15 protein-coding genes are annotated in these 16788 nt (G+C 62.9%); 9 read left to right on the top strand and 6 right to left on the bottom strand.

Annotated elements, in window-relative coordinates; genetic code table 11:
- Positions 1–106: 106 nt before the first annotated feature.
- From B0H98_RS16320 to B0H98_RS16310, 3 genes are read left to right on the top strand one after another with little or no spacing between them, the layout of a single operon-like run.
- Positions 107–1555, top strand: a complete 1449-nt coding sequence (locus B0H98_RS16320) for a TrkH family potassium uptake protein (protein WP_106376129.1) — start codon at positions 107–109, stop codon at positions 1553–1555.
- 60 nt (positions 1556–1615) lie between these two features.
- Complete coding sequence (locus tag B0H98_RS16315; protein ID WP_106376128.1) at positions 1616–2869, top strand: TraB/GumN family protein; 1254 nt, start codon at positions 1616–1618, stop codon at positions 2867–2869.
- Positions 2866–3771, top strand: coding sequence for a DMT family transporter (locus B0H98_RS16310; RefSeq protein WP_106376127.1), 906 nt, complete (start codon positions 2866–2868; stop codon positions 3769–3771). The genes B0H98_RS16315 and B0H98_RS16310 overlap by 4 nt, the downstream gene beginning before the upstream one ends.
- Here the strand turns inward: B0H98_RS16310 and B0H98_RS16305 are convergent.
- Complete coding sequence (locus B0H98_RS16305; RefSeq protein ID WP_106376126.1) at positions 3768–4520, bottom strand: tRNA-uridine aminocarboxypropyltransferase; 753 nt, start codon at positions 4518–4520, stop codon at positions 3768–3770. The genes B0H98_RS16310 and B0H98_RS16305 overlap by 4 nt on opposite strands.
- A 155-nt stretch (positions 4521–4675) precedes the next feature.
- Here B0H98_RS16305 and bioB point away from each other — a divergent pair, with 155 nt between their 5' ends.
- The 6 genes from bioB to bioA are packed head-to-tail and all read left to right on the top strand — an operon-like array spanning position 4676 to position 10339.
- Positions 4676–5740 (top strand): biotin synthase BioB, encoded by a 1065-nt coding sequence (gene bioB / locus B0H98_RS16300; RefSeq protein WP_106376125.1) that lies wholly within the window; start codon positions 4676–4678, stop codon positions 5738–5740.
- A complete protein-coding gene (gene bioF, locus B0H98_RS16295) occupies positions 5727–6872 on the top strand; it encodes an 8-amino-7-oxononanoate synthase (protein ID WP_106376124.1) in 1146 nt (381 codons plus the stop codon). The genes bioB and bioF overlap by 14 nt, the downstream gene beginning before the upstream one ends.
- On the top strand, positions 6869–7585 hold the full coding sequence (locus B0H98_RS16290; RefSeq protein WP_106376123.1) for an alpha/beta fold hydrolase: 717 nt from the start codon (positions 6869–6871) through the stop codon (positions 7583–7585). Before bioF ends, B0H98_RS16290 begins: the two co-directional genes overlap by 4 nt.
- Positions 7582–8376 carry a methyltransferase domain-containing protein gene (locus B0H98_RS16285; protein WP_106376122.1) on the top strand — a complete coding sequence of 265 codons (795 nt, stop codon included), beginning with the start codon at positions 7582–7584 and terminating at the stop codon, positions 8374–8376. Before B0H98_RS16290 ends, B0H98_RS16285 begins: the two co-directional genes overlap by 4 nt.
- The gene (gene bioD / locus B0H98_RS16280; protein WP_106376121.1) at positions 8373–9062 is read left to right on the top strand and encodes a dethiobiotin synthase; all 690 of its coding nucleotides are present in this window, start codon (positions 8373–8375) and stop codon (positions 9060–9062) included. The genes B0H98_RS16285 and bioD overlap by 4 nt, the downstream gene beginning before the upstream one ends.
- The gene (gene bioA, locus B0H98_RS16275) at positions 9059–10339 is read left to right on the top strand and encodes an adenosylmethionine--8-amino-7-oxononanoate transaminase (protein ID WP_106376120.1); all 1281 of its coding nucleotides are present in this window, start codon (positions 9059–9061) and stop codon (positions 10337–10339) included. The genes bioD and bioA overlap by 4 nt, the downstream gene beginning before the upstream one ends.
- Before the next feature lie 11 nt (positions 10340–10350).
- On the opposite strand, the gene B0H98_RS16270 is transcribed toward bioA, so the two are convergent.
- From B0H98_RS16270 to B0H98_RS16250, 5 genes are all read right to left on the bottom strand, one after another.
- A complete protein-coding gene (locus B0H98_RS16270; RefSeq protein ID WP_106376119.1) occupies positions 10351–11064 on the bottom strand; it encodes an SIR2 family NAD-dependent protein deacylase in 714 nt (237 codons plus the stop codon).
- Positions 11065–11086: 22 nt separating this feature from the next.
- The gene (gene aceK, locus B0H98_RS16265) at positions 11087–12841 is read right to left on the bottom strand and encodes a bifunctional isocitrate dehydrogenase kinase/phosphatase (RefSeq protein ID WP_106376118.1); all 1755 of its coding nucleotides are present in this window, start codon (positions 12839–12841) and stop codon (positions 11087–11089) included.
- Between the two features lie 91 nt (positions 12842–12932).
- Entirely contained in the window at positions 12933–14342 is a 1410-nt protein-coding gene (eat, locus tag B0H98_RS16260; RefSeq protein ID WP_106376117.1) for an ethanolamine permease, read from the bottom strand.
- A 117-nt stretch (positions 14343–14459) separates the two neighbouring features.
- Positions 14460–15287 (bottom strand): ethanolamine ammonia-lyase subunit EutC, encoded by an 828-nt coding sequence (gene eutC / locus B0H98_RS16255; RefSeq protein ID WP_106376116.1) that lies wholly within the window; start codon positions 15285–15287, stop codon positions 14460–14462.
- Positions 15277–16692, bottom strand: coding sequence for an ethanolamine ammonia-lyase subunit EutB (locus tag B0H98_RS16250; RefSeq protein ID WP_106376115.1), 1416 nt, complete (start codon positions 16690–16692; stop codon positions 15277–15279). Before B0H98_RS16250 ends, eutC begins: the two co-directional genes overlap by 11 nt.
- Positions 16693–16788 lie beyond the last annotated feature (96 nt).

Genomic DNA, 16788 nt, shown 5'->3' with positions numbered 1-16788 from the left:
GAGCGGCGATCACGTGATCCTGTTCGTGATCGACAAGCGCCGCATCCGCGATGTGGAGCGTCTGTTCCAGGTCGGCCTGACGTTCTTTTAGGAGCATGCACCAACCATGAGTCTGCGGGTCATTCTACGCATATTAGGGCTGCTGCTGATGCTGTTCAGCCTGACCATGCTCCCTCCCATGCTGATTTCCCTGTGGTTTCGCGACGGCGTGTGGCACGCCTTCATGAGCGGCATCGCCATCTCGGTGGCTACCGGGCTGCTGCTGTACCTGCCCAACCGCAAGGCGCGCAAGGAGCTGCGCATTCGCGACGGCTTCTTGATCGCCGCCATGTTCTGGACGGTGCTGGCCCTGTTCGGCTCGCTGCCGCTGATGCTGTTTGGCGATACGGCGCTGGGCATCACGGATGCAGTGTTCGAGTCGTTCTCGGGGCTTACCACCACCGGGGCGACGGTCATCACGGGCATCGACTTTCTGCCCGAATCGATCCGCTACTACCGCCAGCAGCTGCAGTGGCTGGGCGGAATGGGGATCGTGGTGCTGGCGGTGGCGATTCTTCCCACGCTTGGGGTCGGCGGCATGGCGCTTTACCGCACCGAAATTCCGGGGCCGCTGAAAGATTCCAAGCTGACCCCGCGGATTACCGAAACGGCCAAGGCACTCTGGTATATCTACGCAACACTGACCATCGCCTGCATGGTGGCCTACATGCTCGCGGGCATGAACTGGTTCGATGCGCTGGGGCACAGTTTCTCCACCGTGGCGATTGGCGGTTTCTCCACCCACGATGCCAGCATCGGCTACTTCAACAGCGCTTCCATCGAGCTTATCTGCGTGGCTTTCATGCTGATTTCCGCGTTCAGCTTCAGTCTGCACTTCATGGCCTGGCGTGAAAAACGCCTGCTGCACTACTTTCAGGACCCGGAAGCGCGCTTTCTGATGCTGTTTATGGCCGGGCTGATCACCATTACCGTGATCACGCTGTGGCTGACGCAGACCTACGATACGCTGAGCGGTTTGCGCTACGGTCTTTTCGAGGTAGTGTCGGTGGCCACGACCGCAGGCTTTTCGGTGGCCGACTTCTCGGCCTGGCCCGGTGCGCTGCCCTTTCTGCTGTTCATTGCAGCCTTCGTGGGCGGGTGTTCCGGTTCGACCGCGGGCGGCATGAAAGTGATCCGCATCATCCTGATACTCAAGCAGGGGATGCGCGAAGTCATGCGCCTGATTCACCCCAACGCGGTGATTGCCGTCAAGGTCGGCAAGATGAGCGTGCCGGACAGCATCGCCCAGGCCGTGTGGGGATTTTTCTCGGCCTACGTCATGCTGTTTTTCTTGATGATGGTAGGCGTCATGGCCACCGGGGTCGATCAGATTACCGCCTGGTCGTCGGTGGGTTCTGCACTTAATAACCTGGGGCCTGCGCTTGGTGAGGCCAGCAGCCACTACGGCGAGCTTCCAAGCCTTGCCAAGTGGATTCTGGTGCTTGCCATGCTGCTCGGCCGCCTGGAAATTTTCACGGTGCTGGTGCTGTTCACGCCGGCGTTCTGGCGCCGTTGATAGGTTTTTCCTGTGCGTTCTGCCAGTACTTTTGCCGTTTCATATTCGAGTTGAGATACGATGAGCCAAGACGAAACCACCCCGCCGAGCGCACCCTTTGCCGCCCTGCCGGCCACCAGCGGGCCGCTGAAAGCGGTTACCGTTGGCAACACTACCTACACGCTGCTGGGTACCGCGCACGTGTCGGCCCAGAGTGCCGATGACGTGCGCAACCTTGCCGACAGCGGCCAGTTCGATGCCATCGCCATCGAGCTGTGCGATGCCCGCCATCACAGCATGAACAACCCCGATGCCATGGGCGAGCAGGACCTGTTTCAGGTATTCAAGCAGGGCAAGGCGGGCATGGTGGCAGCCAGCCTGGCGCTGGGCGCCTTCCAGCAGCGCATCGCCGAACAGTCCGGCATCGAGCCGGGTGCGGAAATGCGCGCCGCCCTTGAAGAGTGCCGCTCGCGCAATCTGCCGCTGCTGCTGGTGGACCGCGACGTAGGCGTGACCCTGAAGCGCATCTACCGCAACGTGCCTTGGTGGCAGCGCTTTTCGCTTTTCTCGGGGCTGATCGGCAGCGTGCTGTCGCGCCAGGACGTCTCCAAGGAGGAGATCGAAAAGCTCAAGGAGGGTGACATGCTGGAGGCGACCTTCAGCGAGTTTGCCGCCGAATCCGAGGCACTCTACACCCCGCTGATTCGCGAACGCGACCGCTACATGGCGCTGCGCCTTGCCGAACAGGCCCCGCCTGGGCGCTTCAAGAATGTGCTGGTCGTGCTGGGTGCCGGGCACTTGAAAGGCACTGTCGAACACCTTGAAGCGCCGCTGCCTGACAATCCAACGGTCGAGCGCGAAGCGCTGGAAGCCACGCCACCGCCTTCCAAACTATGGAAAGCCCTGCCCTGGCTGATTACCATCCTGGTGATTACCGGCTTTGCGATTGGTTTCTCGCGCAATACGGATCTTGGCTGGCAGCTGGTGCTGGAGTGGTTTCTGATCAACGGCATTCTATCCGGCGGTGCGACCATCATAGCGCTGGCCCACCCGGTCACGGTGATTGCTACCTTCTTTGCCGCCCCGCTTACCTCGCTGAACCCCACCATTGGCGCAGGCTTTGTCGCGGCCGGCGTGGAGCTTTACATGCGAAAGCCCAAGGTGCGCGACTTCTCCTCGCTGCGCAAGGATGTCACCCACCTTAAAGGCTGGTGGCAAAACCGCGTGTCGCGCACTCTGCTGGTGTTCATACTCGCCACGCTCGGCTCGGCAGTGGGCACTTGGGTGGCCGGTTTCAGAATCGCCGGTGCCCTGTTTGGCGGCGACGCCGCGTGAGCACGCTCAAGCGCGCGCCCTGGCAGGCAGATGCCCTGCTGCTGTTGGTGACGGTGCTGGCCGCAGGAGGCTGGATTTTCTCCAAGGAAGCCCTGGCCGGCATGCCGCCGCTGCTGTTTATCGGCACCCGCTTCCTGCTTGCCGGGCTGATTCTGCTGGGCTTTGCCTGGCCGGCACTGCGCCGAATGCCCGCACGGCGCATCCGGCGCGGGCTGTTTGTCGGGCTTTTGTTCAGCGTGGCGATTGGCTTCTGGATCATGGGGCTTGAGACCTCAAGCCACCTGGGGGAAAGCGCGTTCATCAATAGCCTTGGCATCCTGCTGGTGCCGGTGGTAGCCAGGCTGCTGTTTGGCGACCGCCCGCCGCGCTCGACCTGGGTTGCCCTGCCAGTGGCGCTTGCAGGCTTTGCGCTGCTGTCGCTCAACGCGGGCTTTCGAGTGGAAACCAGCCAGCTGCTGATGGCCTGCGCCGCGCTCTGCTTTGCGTTTCTGATCAACGTCAACACCCGGGTAGTGCGCAACGTTCCCGCCCTGCCGCTGACCACGCTTCAGCTACTGGCCGTAGGCGGCGTGCTGACGCTGACTTCACTTGCGTTCGAGCGCCAGCCCGTGGCGCTGAATACGTCCATCCTCGGCTGGTTCCTGGCAAGCGCCTTGCTGGCAAGCGCGCTGCGCTTTTTCCTTCAGATCACTGCTCAAGGGATGACGACCCCCAGCCACGCTTCGGTCATTTTAATGCTCGAAGCGGTCTGGACTGCGCTACTCGCCGCGCTGTGGTTTCGTGAAACCATGGCCCCGCTGCAACTGCTCGGCTGCGGACTCATCTTCGCGGCCCTGCTGATCAACCGCTGGTACTGGGTGCGCAAGGTGATTCTGCGCTGGCTGCCGGGAGCGGCCCGCTAGCTTTCCGGCGCGGCCTTTCGTGCCAGCAGCCGCTGCATGGCTTCTGTGGGTTCGGCAATCTTCTTGTAGAAGCGGCTGGCAGCGTAACTGTCGTTGAACACGTCAAAGTAGTCATCCAGCACCGCCGCCGCGTTTTCATCGCCTCCTTGGCGCAACAGCTCAATGGCCACTTCTGCCGTGCACAGATGCGCTTTCGAGGCGGGCTTGCGCAGCCGGTAGCGGGTTTCGCGCTCGGTATGCAGAGGTAACACCGGCAGCGCATCCAGGTAAGCGCTCTTGCGGAACATGCGCCGCGCCTGGCGCCAGGTGCCATCCAGAATGATGAATACCGGAATGCGGGACTGCTCTCTGGCGCGGTGCACGGCGTCCATGCCCACCACGCGATCCGCGTAATCGGGCTGATCATCGGGGAAGATCACGAACGGCACATAGCGCGGGTCTTCCAAAAGCGCTGTCAAAGCGGCATCCGGCGCCGTTCTGTACCAGGTAAACACCTTGGTCTGCGCCAGCACGTCGCCGATCAAGCGCCCGGTGTTGGTCGGCTTGTAGTGCTCCAGCGAGTGGGTGATCAGCCATACCTGAGCGTGGCTTTCCGCCTTTACCTGATACGGGCACAGGCAGTTCAGCTTGGGCAGGTTGCAGCCTTCGCAGCGTATGACAAAACTGCCCCGCGCCTTGAATTCGCGCCGCGGCGGTCGCGGATGGCCGGTTGCCGGATCACACTCAGAGGAAGTATCAGAGGCAGACATCCGCGCTCCAGAGAGAAGAAAAGGGCGCAGAGTATAAAGCAGCGCCCCTGGAATGACGAACCCCGCGATGTAAACCATAAAAATCTATAAAGTTGACACGGCGCTCTTGGCGCCGATAGAGTCTGGTCAACCTATCAAATTAAAATGGTTTACCGATGACTGCAACTGCTGCCCCCCGCCACGATTGGACTCTGGATGAAATCAATGCGCTGTTTGCGCTGCCGTTCAATGATCTGCTGTTCAAGGCCCAGCAGATTCACCGGGCGCATTTCGATGCCAACGCGGTGCAGGTATCCACGCTTTTATCGATAAAGACCGGCGCCTGTCCAGAGGACTGCAAGTACTGCCCGCAGTCCGGCCACTACAACACCCAGCTCGAAAAAGAGAAGCTGCTGGAGATCGAAAAGGTCGTCGAACAAGCCCGGGCGGCGAAAGCCGCCGGCGCCAGCCGTTTCTGCATGGGCGCGGCGTGGCGCAGCCCGCGTGACAAGGACCTGGTGCAGGTCGAAGAGATGGTTCGCCAGGTAAAGGCCCTGGGACTTGAAACCTGCATGACGCTGGGCATGGTGGATGGCGCGCAGGCCAGCCGTCTGGCAAGCGCGGGGCTTGATTACTACAACCACAACCTGGACACCTCGCCGGACTACTACGGCGAAATCATCACCACGCGCACCTACAGCGACCGCCTGGAGACGCTGGCGACGGTGCGCGAAGCGGGCATGAAGGTCTGCTCCGGCGGCATTTTAGGCATGGGTGAAGACGCCCAGGACAGAAGCGCTCTTCTGCAGCAGTTGGCCAGGCTCTCCCCGCACCCGGAATCCGTGCCGATCAACATGCTGGTCAAGGTCCCCGGCACGCCGCTGGAAAACGCCGAGGACCTGGACCCTATCGAATTTATCCGCGCCATTGGCGTGGCCCGCATCATGATGCCGCAAAGCCACGTGCGCCTCTCTGCCGGGCGTGAGCAGATGAGCGAATCCACCCAGGCGCTGGCGTTTCTGGCAGGCGCCAATTCGATCTTCTACGGCGACAAGCTGTTGACCACCGGCAACCCCCAGGCCGACCGCGACCGCGCCCTGTTTACCAAGCTGGGCCTGCACCCGGAGCAGCGCGAGACCTGCGAAAGTACAGATTCCCAGGCCACACGCCTTGCCCAGCAGGCACAGCAGCAGCGGCTCAACGAGCGTGCCGCCGAGCTTGCGGTGGATGCCGGTGTCTAAAGCGTGGCATGAGCGCCTGATCAGTGCCCGCGACACTCGCCAGTGCGCCCAGCAGTGGCGAACTCGTCGCATCAGGCAACCGGCCCCGCTGGATTTCGCGAGTAACGACTACCTTGGCCTGGCGCAGGATTCACGGGTTCAGGCAGCCCAGGCCGAAGGGGCTCGGCGGCTGGGTGCCGGCGCCGGCGCATCACATCTGGTGAACGGTCATCTGGCGATTCACGAGGCGCTGGAGGAGGCCCTGGCCGCATGGACGGGACGCGAGCGCGCGCTGCTGTTCTCCACCGGCTATATGGCGAACCTGGGCATACTGCAGGCGCTGGCCGATACTCACACAGCCATCTTTCACGACCGGCTCAACCACGCCTCGCTGCTAGACGGCAGCGCGCTGAGTGGCGCTCGTTCGCGGCGCTATCACCACAACGACATTGACGACTTGAGCCGTCTGATGGCACGCAGTATCTCTACACATAAGCTGGTGGTCAGCGATGGCGTCTTCAGCATGGACGGCGATATTGCCGATATTGCCGCCCTGGTGCGGGTAAGCCAGCAGCATGACGCCTGGCTGATGATCGATGATGCCCATGGCCTTGGCGTTACTGGCGTTAACGGCAGCGGCTGTGTTGGCACACGCTGGGGAAGCACGCAGGTGCCGATTCTGGTAGGCACTCTGGGCAAGGCGCTTGGCACGGCCGGTGCATTCGTTGCAGGCGATGCGCTACTGATCGACCACCTGACCCAGTTCGCCCGAAGCTATGTCTACACTACCGCGCAACCGCCCGGTATCGCCGCCGCAACGCTGGAAGCACTCACCATTGTCCAGCGCGAACCCGAACACCGTGAGCGGCTTGAACGCCATATCGGTTATTTTCGTGAAGAGGCCATGCGCCTGAACCTGCCACTGGGCAACTCGCTCACGCCCATTCAGCCGCTGCTGCTGGGCAGCGAATCGCGCCTGCTGCGGTGGGCCGAACGGCTGCACCTCGCGGGCATCGATGTTGGCGCCATTCGCCCACCTACCGTGCCCAGAGGCGAGTCGCGCCTGCGTATAACCCTGAGCGCCCTCCATTCGCGCAGCGATATCAACCAGCTGCTTGAGATATTGGATGCCTGCCACGAGGAAGTATCATGACACGTCTGGTACTGCTTTCAGGCTGGGGGATCGACCGGCGTATCTGGCAGCCGCTTCAGCCTTACTGGCCCGGCAACCTGGATATCGCCGCCGTTGACTGGCCGGGCTATGGGCAGATGCCTGCCCTGCCTGGCGGCGCCTCCCTCGGCGAGCTTGCCACGGCCATGGCGGAGCACTTGCCACGCGATGCAGTATGGGTCGGGTGGTCGCTAGGTGGTCTGCTGGCGACCGCCCTGCTCGACCACCTGCCCGCGCCGAAGGGGCTGGTGCTGCTCGGGGCAGGCGCCAGGTTCTGCGTTCCAGGCAGCCCGCTTGCCGCCGAGCTTGACGACTTTCAGGCGGTGTTTGCACGCCGCCCCGAGGCGGCCTGGCGCCACTTCCTGCGCTGGCAGGCCCAAGGCGAGCCAGCGCCCCATCAGGCATACACTCAGCTTCGCGACCTGCTGGGCAAGACACCCTGCGCAGACCCTTCTACCCTGGCCGCGGGCCTTCACTGGCTCGCGACACTGGATAACCGCCAGCGCCTTGAAGCGCCCCCTTGCCCGGTGGTTCACCTGATAGGTGAGCATGACCCGCTGGCAAGCCACGCAGCGCGCCAAGAGGCGCTGCCTATTGCGCGCTGCGGACATGGTCCGATGCTCTCGCAGCCAGCACATCTCGCCTCCCTGCTCGCCGCCCAGGCCGACCTGGTATCGACAGAGGAGATCGCATGAGCCTCGGTATTGCACAACCGTTACCGCTACCTGAAGCTGACTGGCAGGCCAAAGTGGCCCACGCCTTCTCGCGAGCGGCACCTCGTTATGACGCGCTGGCCGGCGCCCAGCGGCATATCGGTGAAACGCTATGGCGCCATCTTCCGGGCAGCGCCCAGCGCGTGCTTGACCTGGGGTGCGGCACCGGCTACTGGTCAAGACGGCTGGCGACACGCTATCCCACCGCACGGGTAACCGGGCTGGATATTGCCCCGGGCATGCTGGAGCACGCCCGAGCGCAGCATGGCGACAGCATCAGCTGGCAGCAGGGCAGCGCCGAGTCCCTGCCGCTGCCCGCAAGCGCGTTTGATCTTGTATTTTCCAATCTGGCGATTCAGTGGTGCCGCGATAGCCTGGCCGTCATGCAGGCGCTGTATCGCGTGCTGACGCCCGGCGGCCAAGCGCTCATCACCACGCTGCTGCCCGGCACGCTCAGCGAAGTTGCCTTCGCCTGGCGGCGTCCGGACGCCCTGTTGAGAACGCCAGAACGTGGTGTGCTAGAAACCGCCATCCGCAAAAGTGGCCTGCTCGCGTTATATCAATCTACCCAAGTGGAGACGCTCTTTTACCCTGACGTAAAGGCGGTCATGGCGTCCATCAAGGGGGTCGGTGCCCAGGTGGCCAGACCCCATGCGACGCTCACCCGGGCAGACCTGGCAGCGGCGACCGCACGCTTTGAGCAGCTGCGTGAGCCCCGGGGATTGCCGGTCAGCTACCACTGCCTGACCCTGCAGCTGGAGGCTCCGCGATGAAGCGCTTCTTTGTCACCGGCACCGATACCGATGCCGGTAAAACGCTGGTCACCGGCGCGCTGCTTTACGCGGCCCGCCATCGGCGCCTGAGCACGCTGGGGCTCAAGCCCATCGCTTCCGGCAGCGTGCCCACCCCGAACGGGCTGCGCAACGGCGATGCGCTGGCACTGCAGCAGCAAAGCGCGCCTGCGGTCGACTACGCCACGGTCAACCCCTTCGCCTTTGCGCCAGCCATCGCGCCGCACCTGGCGGCGCTGGAAGCGTGCTCGTCACTGAACGCTGGCGATATCACCCAGCGGCTGCGCGCAACGCTTGATCAAACGCTCCGGGATTTCACGCTGATCGAGGGTGCCGGCGGCTGGCGCGTACCGTTAAGCGAACAGGCAGACTTTTCCGACATTGCCATCGCGCTGAAGCTACCGGTCATTCTGGTGGTTGGCTTGAAGCTTGGGTGCCTCAATCACGCCCGCTTGACCGCCGAAGCGGTTCGCGCCGACGGCCTGACGCTGGCAGGCTGGGCAGGCAGCGTGGTCGACCCCGCCTTTGCGGCGGATACTGCCCGTCTTGCCGCCAATATCACTCATCTGGACGCCAGGCTGGCAGCGCCCTGCCTGGGTGTCGTGCCTCATCTGACAACGCCCGATGCCGCCACCGCCCATTCCTATCTCTCTCTGGAGGCATTATGAGTTCGCCGGTCTGGCATCCCTACGCGCACCTCAAGACCCAGACGCCCGCCCCGCGAGTCGTCGGCGGCAGCGGCGCCCATCTTGAACTGGAAAGCGGCGAGCGACTGCTGGATGCCACCTGTTCCTGGTGGTGCATGATTCACGGCTATGGCCATCCGCGACTGGTGGCGGCCATTCGCGAGCAGGCAGGTACGCTGTGCCATGTCATGCTGGGCGGGCTGACCCACGGCCCCGCTGACCAGCTGGCTCGCGAGCTGGTACGCATTACCCCGGATGGACTTGATCACGTCTTCTACTCCGACAGCGGCTCGGTAGGCATGGAAGTGGCGATGAAGATGGCGCTTCAGTATCAGGTGCTCACCGGTTACCCCAGCAAGCGCAGAATGCTGTCGCTGATGAAGGCATACCATGGTGACACCACCGGCTGCATGGCGGTCTGCGACCCGGAAGAGGGCATGCACAGCCTGTTTGCCGGCCTGTTGCCAAGCCACCACTTTGCGCCTGCGCCCACCGCCCCCTTTGATGGCTCGCCGGCGCAGGTCGGAGCGGATCTTGACGCCTTGCGTCACGTGCTCGAGCGCCACCACGACGAGATCGCCGCCCTGCTGATGGAGCCACTGCTGCAAGCCGCCGGCGGGCTTAACATGACCTCGCCGGATTACCTGCGCGGTGCGCGAGCGCTGTGCGACGAGTTCGGGGTGCTGCTGGTGTTTGATGAGGTAGCTACCGGATTTGGTCGCACTGGCAAGCTGTTTGCCGCCGACCATGCAGGCGTCACCCCGGATATCATGGTGCTCTCCAAAGGGTTGACCGGCGGCTATCTGGGCCATGCGGCAACGCTTGCCACGGACCGCGTTCACGCGGCCTTTATCGGTGATAGCGCACAGCACGCCTTCATGCACGGCCCCACCTTCATGGGCAACCCGCTGGCCTGCCGCGTGGCGCTTGAGAGCTTGCGGGTATTCGAGGAAGAGGATTATCTCGCCAAGATCGCCACGCTTAATCAAACCCTTCGCCGCGAACTACTCGACGATCGCGCGTTGAATGCTCATCCGGCGGTGGCCGATGTACGCGTACTGGGCGCCACAGCGGTCATCGAAACACCTACCGCTGACGCGCTGGCAGGCGTGGCAAGCTTCGCCCGAAAGCACGGGGTATGGCTGCGCCCGTTTGGCCGCTGGCTTTACACCATGCCCGCCTATATCACTTCGCCTTCGGAGATGACCCAGATTACCGATGTCATGAAAGCCTGGTTTTCCGAGTCCCGGTACCGCTGAATAATCAAGACTTACGGTAGCTCCAGCGTGCCCCGCGCCTTCCACTGCGCGACCAGTGCCGGCACGCCTTCCCCGGCGGTGGCCTTGATGGCCGCCACGCCGGGCGGGCTCAGCGCCTCGGCGTCGGGGTCAATCAGCGCACAGGGCGTGTCGTAGTCGATGTAGGAGAGCAGCGACGCGGCCGGCATGACCGCAAGCGACGTGCCCACGACCAGCAGAAAATCCGCCTGAGCAGCCAACGCGCAGGCCTCATCGAACAGCGGAACGCTCTCGCCAAACCAGACCACGTCCGGGCGCAGCTGACTGCCCTTGTCGCAGGTATCACCCAGCGCGATGCCGCCCTTGGGCAGCGGGTAGCGCATGCGCTCATCCACGCTTGAACGGGCGTTCAGAATCTCGCCGTGCAGGTGAATCACCTCGCTGGAGCCTGCGCGTTCATGCAGGTCGTCAATGTTCTGGGTAATGATGGTGACCTTGAACCCCGCCTGCTCCAAACTTGCCAGTGCGCGGTGCGCCGCGTTGGGCTTGGCCTTGCGGATCTGCTCGCGGCGCTGGTTATAGAATGCCAGCACCCGTTCGGGGTTACGCTGAAAGCCTTCCGGGGTCGCCACCTCTTCCACCGGGTGGTCTTCCCACAGCCCGTCGCTGGCGCGAAAGGTCTTGATACCGCTTTCGGCGCTGATCCCGGAGCCGGTAAATACCACCAGATGGCGCGCTGTCGTCATGGTTGCCTCTGTTTCAACGTGTTTATGGGTCAGCGTCTACAAAGCGCTGCGCGTTCCCGTAAGGGTACACGTCAATGATCCGGCCATCGACAATGGCCTGCTGCAATCCCTGCCAGTAGCTGACCTCGAACAGCTCCGGGTGAAATGTCCTGAACCGCCGCAGCCGCTCCGGATTGGCAAACATGAACGGGCCAAACTCCTCGGGAAAGATATCGTTCGGGCCGATGGAGAAGCTTTCGTTTCCCCCGTTCAGATAGTCACCACCGCTTGCGGCGGGCATGGCACGAAAACGGCATTCGGTGAGATAGCACACTTCGTCGTAATCGTAGAAGATCACCCGCCCCTGACGGGTAACGCCGAAGTTCTTCAGCAGCATATCGCCAGGGAAGATGTTGGCCGCCGCCATCTGCTTGATGGCGTCGCCATAGTCCCTGAGCGCGGCCAGCAGCGCGTCTTCGCTGCACTGCTCAAGGTAGATATTGAGCGGCGTCATCATGCGCTCGGTGTAGCAGTGTCTGATGATGACCTTCTCACCCTTGAGCGACACCGTGGCGGGCGCGACCTCCAGCAGGTGCGCCAGACACTCCGGGGCAAAGTGATCCTTGTGGACAATGAAGTTGGAGAATTCCTGAGTGTCGGCCATGCGCCCCACCCGATCATGGCGCTTTACCAGACGGTACTTTTCGCGCACCACGGCGTGGGTCACGTCCTTGGCCGGATCGAACCGGTCCTTGATGATCTTGAACACCGTACGGGCACTCGGCAGCACGAACACCGCCATCACCATTCCGCGCACCCCCGGGGCGATCACGAACCGGTCCTCGCGCTTGGCGACCTGGCGGTTAAGGGCACGAAAGAACTCGGTCTTGCCGTGCTTGAAAAAGCCGATGGCCGCGTAAAGCTCCCCGGCGGGCTTGTGCGGCATCAGGGTCTGCAGGTAATCGACGAACTCGCCGGGTACCGGTACCTCGACCTGAAAATAGGCGCGGGTGAACGAGAAGACAATCGCCACGTCGTCGGGATCGATCAGCACGGTATCCAGGTGCAGCCCGGGGTCTGCCCCCGCCTGCTCGTCAAAGCGTTCGCTGTGGCGAATGGGCAGCACCAACGGTACGTGCCGGCCGCCACCCCTTATCTGCCCTACCAGGTAGGCGCCCTTGTTACGGTAGAAAACGCTGTTGAGCAGCTCGATGCTGGCGTCCTGGGCGTGCGCGATAGCACTCGGTAGAAGCGCCTCCAGCCGCTTCGCGCCCAGGCGCGTATCGCGATTCATATCGGCGAAGGGGTTTTCCAGCTCGGCGCCTTCAAGCGCCCATTTCAACGCCTTCTGCCAGTTGCCGTTTACCCGGTGGCGCCGGCACAGCTCTATCCCCGAGCGGTGTGCGGCGTTGGTGCGCGAACTCTCAACAAACATCCAGTCGTTGCGGATATGGCGGTGATTGAACACGGCGCAGAACAGCGAATTGAAGAAGGTTTCGGCCAGCTCGTAATCCAGCCGTTGGCTGATCAGCTCGGCGTAGTGGCCGCGCGCTTCCCGCCAGAGCTCGCAGTGGGCCAGCATGTCCTCGGAAAACGCTTGCCTGAGGCTTGAAAGCCCCTCCTCTACCTTCTGCTGGTAGAGGTTGATGCGATCAATCGAGGCCTGCTGCCCCTCGCGCCAGGCACCCTCACGAAACCGCCGGCTGGCGTCCTGGGTAATCGCTTTGAAGCGCGTACGATACGCATCGAAACCATGCAGAAGCGTAGCGGCCAGGCGGTAGGCGGGCGTGGTTTTCACAGGCGGGTCTCTTGGCGTTTTCTTCCAGCCTATACGATGCCAAGCCCCCGAGCTATCGAGCACGGGGGCTTTATCAGGAAGGCCAGCGCCGTTACACGTTGGCGCCTGGCACTGCCGGGTCGGCGACCACCAGCGCAAACTCCTCCTCGGCGGTTTTCGCCACCAGCTTGTTCTTGCTGTAGAGGAAGAAGTAGGCCGCCCCGGCAATGAACAGCACGATGGTGTAGTTGAACGCGCGGGGATCAAAGGCGTACACCCCGGTAAGCGCTACCAGTGCCAGCACCAGCGCTACTGACGACGTGACCACCCCGCCCGGTGTTCTATAGGGGCGCGGCAGGTCCGGGCGCTTCACACGCAGCAGAATGTGGCTAAGCGCCATCAGCGCATAAGAGATAGTGGCGCCCACGACGGCCATTGCCAGGATAAGATCCCCCTCACCGCTCAACGACACCAAAAAGCCAAACACACCCGGCACCACCAGCGCCAGGTAAGGCACCTTGCGTTCGCTGGTCAGCGACAGCGACCTTGGCAGATAACCTGCACGCGACAGGGCAAATACCAGCCGGCTGTAGCCGTAAATGATCGAGAAGAACGAAGCCACCAGGCCCGCAAGCCCCAGCACGTTGACCAGTGTGGCGAGCGTCGGGTTGCCCGCTGCGTTGAGCGCATCCACCAGCGGCACGCCGCTCTGGCCAATCATCTCGGCCCCGGCCGCCCCGGCCAGCAGCACCACCACGAGAAGCGCGGTAAACAGCAGAAACAGCATGGCACCGATAATCCCCTTGGGCATGTCTCGGGCCGGGTCCTTGGCCTCTTCGGCGGCCAGCGGCACGCCTTCGACCGCCAGAAACAGCCACATGCCAAACGGCAGCGCCGCCCAGATCCCGTACCAGCCATAGGGCATGAAGGTGCTGGCTCCGGCGGCCTCGGTGGGCGCAATATCAAACAGATTGGCGACATTGAAGTCGCCGACCAGGGCCACGGCAGTGGCCAGAATGGCGAACACTGCCAGGCCGCTGATCACCATCATTACCTTCAGCGCTTCGCCAACGCCGGTCAGGTGAATGCCGATGAACACGGCATAAAACAGTAGATAGACCAGCGGGCCATCGATCCCCACCAGCGCCTCTACCGCAGAGCCGATGAAGATCACGATGGCGGCCGGGGCCAGGGCATACTCGATCAATACGGCAAGCCCGGTCAGATAACCGCCGGCAGGCCCCATGGCTTGCCGTGCAAAGCTGTAGCCGCCCCCGGCGGCGGGAATCGCGGCGGACATCTCGGCAAGCGACAGCACCAGCGCCAGGTACATCAGCGCCATCAGGCAGGCGGCTATCGCAAAGCCGCCCCACCCGGCCTCGGCAATGCCGAAGTTCCACCCGGCAAAGTCGCCGGAAATCACATACGAAACCCCAAGGCCGGCCAGCAGCAGCCAGCCAGCGGTGCCCTTACGCAGCTGGCGCTTTGCCAGGTACGCTTGATCGACAGTCGGTTGTGTCATTGTCTTGCCCTTTGAGTGTGGAACGAAACCAGGGTGAGCGGCGTGCCAGCTGGTAGCGGTCCCTATTGTTATTCGGGTCGTCGTTTCAGGTGTTGCAGCGGCCTGGTCAGGCGCAGCCTAATCAGCCACCAGAAAGTTTCGGGTGGAGCCTGTGCTTTCCAGCACGTTATCTTCGCTGCGGTCCTTGAGCTTGACGCCGGAAAGCTGGCGCTCGCGCGCCTCCTTGAGCAGCAGCAACAGCCGCCGGGCGGCTTCCTCCATCGCCAGACCCGCCGGGCGCACGTTGGAGATGCAGTTGCGCCGATCATCCTTGAGCCCCGGCGCCGGCGCCCAGGTCATGTAGAGCCCCAGGCTGTCCGGCGAGCTGAGCCCCGGCCGCTCGCCAATCATTACCAGCACTGCATCGGCATTGAGCAGCGCGCCAACTTCATCGCCAATCGCCACCCGGCCCTGCTCCACGATGGTGAGCGGCGCCATTTCCCAAGCATTGCTGTCCTGCTCGAGCTGCCGATAGAGCGCTTTCAGAAAGGGCTTTGCATTCTGTTGAACGGCCAACGCCGAGAGCCCGTCAACCAGCACCACCGCCAGATCCACGCGGGGCGTCGAGGGTGCTGCGGTTTGCAACTGCTCGCGCGACGCCTCATTCAATCGGCGGCCGTAATCGGGGCGCTGCAGGTACATGGCACGGTCCTGAGCCTGGCTATGCAGGCGCTGCGGCGCCTGGGCCAGTTCAAACGCCTCCTGCAGCTCGCAGGCCAGTCCGTCCACGTCCAGCAGGCAGTGCACCGCATCCTGGGCCTGGGCATGGGCCAGCTGAAACTCCAGCAGCTTGCGAGTCGGCAGGCTGACCCCGGCGCGGCCCAGGCCGATGCGCGCATCGGTGAACGCGCGCAGCCGCTCCCAGGGGTTTTCGACCACGATGGGTGACGTTTCATCAGGTGGCATGGCGCGGCTCCTTGTGCAGGTGGCGCAGGCTTTCGGCAAACGCGGCGGGCAGTTGATCGTTCAGACGGTGGGTACTCACATCCTGGAATATCTGCATTTCCTCGAGCCAGCGCTCGAACTCGGGGGCGGCTTTCAGGCCCAGCGCGCGGCGGGCGTAGAGCGCATCGTGAAACGAGGTGGTCTGATAGTTGAGCATGATGTCGTCAGAGCCCGGTATGCCCATCAAGAAGTTGCACCCGGCCACCCCCAGCAGGGTGAGCAGGTTATCCATGTCGTTCTGGTCGGCCTGGGCGTGGTTGGTGTAGCACACATCGCAGCCCATGGGCACGCCCAGAAGCTTGCCGCAGAAGTGGTCTTCAAGCCCGGCGCGGGTGATCTCCTTGCCGTCGAACAGATACTCCGGGCCGATGAAGCCGACCACGGTATTGACCAAAAGCGGGTTGAACTTGCGCGCCACGGCGTAGGCGCGCGCCTCGCAGGTCTGCTGGTCGAGCCCATGATGGGCGTCGGCGGAAAGCGCGCTTCCCTGACCGGTTTCAAAATACATGACGTTGTTGCCCACCGTTCCGCGGGCAAGCGACTGCGCTGCCGCCTCGGCCTCGGCAAGCGTGGCCAGGTCGAATCCGAAACTCCGGTTGGTGGCTTCGGTACCGCCGATCGACTGGAACACCAGATCCACCGGGGCGCCCTGCTCGATCGCCTCCAGGGTGTTGGTCACGTGGGTGAGTACGCAGGACTGGGTGGGGATCTGGTACTTCTGGATCACCTCATCCATCAGGCGCATCAGTTTCACGCTCTGGGCGACGTTGTCGGTGGCCGGGTTGATGCCGATCACCGCATCACCGCTGCCGTAGAGAAGCCCATCCAGAATGCTTGCCGCGATGCCGGTGACATCATCGGTCGGATGATTGGGTTGAAGACGGGTGGAGAGCCTGCCGGGAAGGCCGATGGTATTGCGAAACGCGGTGACGACCTGGCACTTCTTGCCTACCAGGATCAGGTCCTGGTTGCGCATCAGCTTGCTCACCGCCGCGGCCATCTCCGGGGTGATGCCCGCGCGCACGCTTTGCAGCACCTCGGGTGTGGCGTGGTCGGACAACAGCCAGTTGCGAAAATCACCGACCGTCAGATGCTTGATGGGCGCGAATGCCTTGATGTCGTGGTCGTCGATGATCAGCCGGGTAATTTCGTCATCTTCGTAGGGAATCAGCGCCTCGTTCAGAAAGGTGGTCAGCGGCAGTTCCGCCAGCACCATCTGCGCGACCACGCGCTCCTCGGCGCTTTCAGCAATGACGCCCGCCAGTCGGTCACCGGAACGCGACGGGGTCGCCTTGGCCATCAGCGCCGCCAAGCTCTTGAAGTGATAGTGTCGGCTTCCCACCGTGGAGTGATAGGTCTGAGCCATGGAGGTTCCTTGTATTTATTTTCCCAACGCCAAGCATTGCGAAATAGAAAGTTACCGGGTTTAACCCTAGCGCCTTTTAAGATAGCGGCGCCTGAC

Source organism: Vreelandella songnenensis (assembly GCF_003002925.1).
Lineage (GTDB): Bacteria > Pseudomonadota > Gammaproteobacteria > Pseudomonadales > Halomonadaceae > Vreelandella > Vreelandella songnenensis.
This window is presented reverse-complemented; position numbering and strand designations above follow the sequence as displayed.